This window comes from Rhodanobacter glycinis (genome assembly GCF_006438785.1).
Classification (GTDB): Bacteria; Pseudomonadota; Gammaproteobacteria; order Xanthomonadales; family Rhodanobacteraceae; genus Rhodanobacter; species Rhodanobacter glycinis_A.
The window spans coordinates 167,146-173,253 of record NZ_RCZB01000007.1 but is presented as its reverse complement, the minus strand read 5'-3'; the positions used below and the strand labels follow the sequence as shown (position 1 = coordinate 173,253).

Below are 6,108 nucleotides of genomic sequence, written 5' to 3'. Positions count from 1 at the left end.
CGTGTTGTCGACCAGCGGCGCGTTGGATGGCACCAATGTGAGCCTGACCGGTCGCGACGGCGTGACGCTCGGCGGCGATGTAACGGCCCTGGGCACACTGGCATTGACCAGCACGAATGCGGCGATCGCGCAGACAGCGGGCAACATCGCCGTGACTGGCCTCACCACGATAAACGCAGGCAGCGGCGCAATCACGCTGGCTGATGGCGGCAACGACTTCACCGGTGCCGTGAGTCTGACCGGCGGTGTCACGCAAATCACCGATGCGAACGCGCTGACCCTGGGTACGCTCAGCACCGGCGCGCTGAGCGCGATCAGCACCGGTGCGCTGAACCTGGGCAGCGGCAGCGTGGGTGGCAACCTGGATGCGACCAGTAACAACGGTGCGATCAGCCAGACCGGCGCGCTGAGCGTGAGCGGCACCAGTGCCCTCAATGCAGGCAGCGGCGCAATCACTCTGACTAACGGCGCCAACAACTTCACCGGTGCCGTGAGTCTGACCGGCGGCATCATCCAGATCACCGATACGAACGCGCTGACTCTGGGTACGCTCAGCACCACCGGCGCGCTGACCGCGATCAGCAACGGTGCGCTGAACCTGGGCAGCGGCAGTGTGGGTGGCAATCTGGCAGCGACCAGCAACAACGGTGCTATCAGCCAGACCGGCGCACTGAGCGTGAGCGGTACCAGTGCCCTCAACGCGGGCAGCGGTTCCATCACGCTGGCCAACGGCGGCAACAACTTCACCGGCGCCGCGAGCCTGACCGGCAGCGTCACCCAGATCACCGACACGAACGCACTGACCCTGGGCACGCTCAGCACCACCGGCGCGCTGACTGCGATCAGCAACGGCGCGCTGAACCTGGGCAGCGGCAGCGTGGGGGGCAACCTGGCGGCGACCAGCAACAACGGTGCGATCAGCCAGACCGGCGCGCTGAGCGTGAGCGGCACCAGCGCCCTCAACGCGGGCAGCGGTTCCATCACGCTGGCCAACGGCGGCAACAACTTCACCGGCGCCGTGAGTCTGGCCGGCGGCGTCACGCAGATCACCGATGCGAACGCGCTGACTCTGGGCACGCTCAGCACCACCGGTGCGCTGACCGCGATCAGCACCGGTGCGCTGAACCTGGGCAGCGGCAGCGTGGGTGGCAACCTGGATGCGACCAGCAACAACGGCGCGATCAGCCAGGCCGGTGCGCTGAGCGTGAGCGGCACCAGTGCCCTCAACGCAGGCAATGGCGCGATCACACTGACCAACGGCGGCAACGATTTCCACGGTGCCGTCTCAGCGACCGGAGCCGGCGTATCGCTGGTGGATGTCAATGATCTGGCGATTGCGGGGTTGAGCGGTGGCGCGAATGGCGCGGTCAGCCTGATTGCCGGTGGTGTGCTGACCTTGCCGGCTGGCTCGATCAATACCGGTACCGCAAATCTGACGTTGGCTTCCAATGGCGGTTCACTCACAACGCCCGGTGCCTTGAGCGGCGCCAACATATCGTTGACCGGGCGCGACGGCGTGACATTGAACAACGATGTGACTGCCTCGGGAGCACTGAACCTGGTCAGCGGAGCGGCCATCAACCAGAGTGCGGGCATCATCACCGCCGGCACGTTGACTGGCAGTTCGGTGGGCAGCACGACGCTGAATCAGGCCAACAGGATCGGTACGCTGGGCAGCTTCAGTGCGGCGAATTTCAACCTGGCCAATGCGCAGGCGCTGACGGTAAGCGGACCACTGACGACGACAGGCAACTCGGGGAATATCAGCCTGACCACAACCAGCGGGGCATTGGCAGTAGATGCCGATCTCCAGGGCGCTGTCGTTGCACTCACCTCGGCCGACAATCTGGCGCTGAGCCGGAACCTCACCGGTACCACGGTGGCGCTGGTTTCCGGCGGCAACATCAACCAGAGCGCGGGCATCATCACGGCGAGTACCTTGAACGGCAGTTCGGTGGGCACCACCACGCTCAACGGAGCCAACATGGTCGGCACGCTCGGCAGCTTTAGTGCAACGAGCTTCGCGTTGACCAATGCGCAGACACTTTCGGTGACCGGCCCGGTCAGCGGCGGTGCCAGCACGGTGCTGACAACGACAGCAGGCAATCTGGCAATCAATGGCGCGATCAATGGCACCACGACGACCTTGAAGTCGGCTGCTGCGATCAGCGAGGGCGCAGGCGGCAACATCACCGCAAACACGCTTAACGGCCAGTCGGCCGGTGCAACGAGCCTCACCGGCGCCAACCACATCGGCACGCTGGGGAGCTTCAGCGCAGCGGGTTTCGGCCTGACCAACGCACAGACGCTGGCGGTGACCGGCCCGGTCAACGGCGGCGTCAGTACGGTGCTGACAACGACAGCGGGCGACCTGGCAATCAACGGTGCGGTCAGTGGTGCCACCACGACGCTGAAGTCGGCCGGCGCGATCAGCGAAGGCGCGGGTGGTGTCATCACGGCGACTACCTTGAGCGGGCAATCGGCCGGTGCAACGAACCTCACCGGCATCAACCATGTCAGCACGCTGGGCGGCTTCAGCGCAGCAGGTTTCGGCCTGACCAACGCGCAAGCTCTAACGGTGAGCGGCCCGGTCAACGGCGGCGCGAGTACGACGCTGACGACAACAGCCGGTGATCTGGCGATCGATGGTGCGGTCAGCGGCACCACCACGACGTTGAAGTCGGCCGGTGCGATCAGCGAGGGCGCGGGTGGCGGCATCACGGCAAATCTGTTGACCGGTCATTCGGTCGGCAACACTACGCTGGATGGCAACAATCACATCAACATCCTCGGCAGCTTCACTTCCGATTTCAGTCTGACCAATGCACAGACCTTGACAGTAGTGGGGCCGCTCGATGGCGGCCCCAGCGTGACGTTGACGACGACCGCCGGTGACCTGGTGATCAGCGGCGCGATCACAGGTACGACGACCACGTTGAAGTCGGCTGGTGCGATCAGCGAAGGGGCAGGGGGCAGCATCTTCGCAAGCACGCTCAACGGCCAGTCGGCCGGTGCAACGAGCCTCAACGGCACCAACCATATCGGCACGCTGGGCAGCTTCAGGGCGTCGAACTTCAGCCTGACCAACGCACAGGCGCTGACGGTGGGCGGCTCGGTAAGCGGCGGGGCAAGTACCGCGCTGACGACGACCGCCGGTGATCTGGCGATCAATGCCGCGGTGAGCGGCACCAGCACGACGTTGAAGTCGGCCGGTGCGATCAGCGAGGGTGCGGGTGGCGTCATTGCAGCCGGAACCCTGAGCGGCCAGGCAGCAGGCACCACAACGCTCGGCAGCGCCACACGGCGCATCAACAACATGGTCAGCACACTGGGCAACTTCTCGTCGCCCGCCGGCTTCAGCATGACCAACAACAAGACGCTGACACTGGCCTCGGTCGCTGGCAGTGCGTTCACGGTGAATGCCGGCACGTCGGCGTTCTATCTCTCAGTGACCAACGGTGATCTGTTCCAGCTCGGCACTACGCCGGTTTACGACGGCATGGGTGTGTGGGGTTCGACCGGGCGCATGGGTGCGGGCTCCGCGCCGATCTATGTCGTGGGTACCGGCTTGCAGACGATTGCCAATGTCGGCATGCCACCGGCCTATTTCTATGCGATAGACAGCAGCGGCAACCTGTTGCCCCTGGGTGGTGGCCTTGCCGTGAACGTGCCGACCGCGTCGGGAGCCGGCAGTGCGCAGAACGGCAACCACGGCGATTCGTATATCGATCCGAGCGTGATCACCGCCAACTACCGGTCGTACGGCATCGTGCCTTCGGGTGTGCGCCTGCCGGCCGATCAACAGAGTGGTTGCGACCCCGACCAGCCCGATCAGACCGATTGCCAGGAGGACACCGTGGGCATGGTGGGCATGATGCTGAACGCTCGCCGATGAGGGTGGCCAGGCTCGGTGCGATCCTTTTCTGGCTGCTTGCGCCGAGCCTCGGCACGCCGGCTGCCGGTCAGATCGCTCCGCGCCTGACGGGCTCAACCGTCATCGATCAGCTTCAGACAGCCCAGCACGACCTCGCTGTCCGGGCAGCCGGCCTGCCGCATTCGAGTCTTGGCGCGACCAGTCAGCGGCTTGCCAGCCTGGCCGATGCACTGCGCAAGACGCTGGGCAGCGACGCAGCCAAGCCGATCGAGATCATTGCCGCGGATGCCAGGGCAAACGCGTATCGCGCCTATGCCGTGGTCCAGCGGACGCAGGCCTACCTGGAGGCAAGCAAGGGTTGCCTCGATGCCGACGCGAACGCGATGGCCGATGCTCTGGCTACCACGGTGGAGCTGGTCGCTGGTGGCACTGGCTCGGCCAAACTGCAGCCAGTCATCAATGGTGTTGAAACGCCGGATCACCGTCCGCTGTTCGTGTTGCGCAACAGTGGCAAGGACACGGCCTTCGCGCTGGTGGGTGTCAATCTGTTCGATGCGCAATGCGAGGATCCGGTGGTCACCGCGACCGACGGGCAGGGCCAACGGCAGAACGTGCAACCCAGTGTGACCGGCGTGCTGCCCAACCGGATCGAGCTGACATTGGCGGACGCCAGCCAGCTTCAATCCGGTAGTTACGTGTTGCACGTAGTGTCCAGGCGCAAGGCATTTCTGGTGGGCTGCGCGGTTCAACCGGAGGCTGTCGCCACGTTGCAGGTCGCTGCACCGGCGAAGATGTCGGTGAGTTACGCACTGACGGCGACATGTAGTACGCCTGGTGGCGGCCAAGTCGTGGAGCAGGTCTTGCCGGCAATCACCGGGACGATGCCGGAAGTCAGCGGAAGCGGCACGGTTTCACAACGGATTGCGCTGCGGGGCTGCGCCGAGCCGGTCAGTTATGCGATCAGCGCGAAAGTCACATTCGGCGATGGCCACAATGCGTCGATCGGGCCGATCAGCCAGATCGCTTCGGCGGGCATCACCGCCGGACTGCCGGGCGGTCTTTCGTTGAGCTGGGATCCGTCGGTGCGCGCACTCTTCGTGCGCCCCGCGGCCAACAGCTGCAAGGGCGTGTACTGATTCGGCGAGGCCGGATTCCGGCGTTGTCGGAGCTTATTCGTCGTCGGTGTTGCCGGAAACGACCCGCAGCTCCGAGATGCCGCCGGGCGCCAGATCCTTCAGCAAATCCATGAAGTCCATGCCGACCAGGCGTTGCGCACGGCGCAGCAGCAAGGGCACCGGGCTCGATGGCTCGTTGCGGGTGTAGTAATCGCACAGTTCGTCCAGCCGGCGCATCACATCCTGCGGGCCGGCGATTGCGCCGGTGGAAGCGCGGCTGCTGCCAGCCCCGTCTTCGCTGGCACCCCCCTCCTCAGGCGAACCTTCCTGCGGCAGGCGTCGTGCGAGTTGCGGCTCCAGAAACTTCTTCAACTCGTAGATATCGCCGAGGAGGTTCTTGAGATCCGGGCCGGCGGTACCGACGCGATCATTGAAAATGGCGTCGATGGCCTTGGCGTGTTCGAGCGACTCGCGGATGGCCGTCGTGACGGCGACCAACTCGTCCTCTGCGCAGTCCATGCAACAGGCTTCGATCTCCGTCATCGACGGCTCCGGGCCGCCATCCGATGCGGTGGTTTTCAACGTGCCGTTGGCAATGCGCAGGGCGCGTAGATCAAATCGTCCCAAACGCGGCGATTGCACGAAAGGTGTGGTGCGAAAATAGCGCAGCGCACCCTGCAGATCGCCGAGTGGCACCACTGAATTGACCCGCATCGTGGGATCGTTGTCGTCTTCGGCATCCAGTTGCGGATGCAGCGTATCCCAGAAATGCTCCAGCAGCCCGCGGATCAGACCAAGGCCGGCGTTCCAGCCGGGCATGCCCGAAGTGCGCATCCACGCGGTGGTGAGGTGGACAGCCGCGCGCATGTCCTTGGATCGTCCCAGCACGGTCTCGGCCAGCTCCACGACCTTGTCCCAGTCGGGTTCTTCGGCGGCCTTGACGTTGTCGCCTATCGCACGCTCGGTTTTCGGTGCGGCGGCGCGCTCGAGCGCGAGAAACTCCGGATCGTATTCCAGATCATCTCCCGCTGGGGAGTCGTCTCCGATCGGTGCCAACAAAGACTCAAGATTATATTGCGTCATGGGTTTGCACCGCCTTCCAGGAGTGATTCCCGCATT

General features: G+C 64.6%; 2 protein-coding genes and 1 pseudogene. 2 read left to right on the top strand and 1 reads right to left on the bottom strand.

What is annotated here, in order from left to right:
* Positions 1-3,895 (top strand): annotated as a pseudogene (locus EAH75_RS19680) (S-layer family protein); the annotation flags it as partial.
* Positions 3,892-5,010, top strand: coding sequence for a hypothetical protein (locus tag EAH75_RS18850; RefSeq protein WP_140806506.1), 1,119 nt, complete (start codon positions 3,892-3,894; stop codon positions 5,008-5,010). The pseudogene EAH75_RS19680 and the gene EAH75_RS18850, both read left to right, overlap by 4 nt.
* A 33-nt stretch (positions 5,011-5,043) precedes the next feature.
* On the opposite strand, the gene tssA is transcribed toward EAH75_RS18850, so the two are convergent.
* Positions 5,044-6,072: a type VI secretion system protein TssA gene (tssA, locus tag EAH75_RS18845; protein ID WP_140654690.1), complete on the bottom strand. Its 1,029-nt coding sequence runs from the start codon at positions 6,070-6,072 to the stop codon at positions 5,044-5,046.
* Positions 6,073-6,108 lie beyond the last annotated feature (36 nt).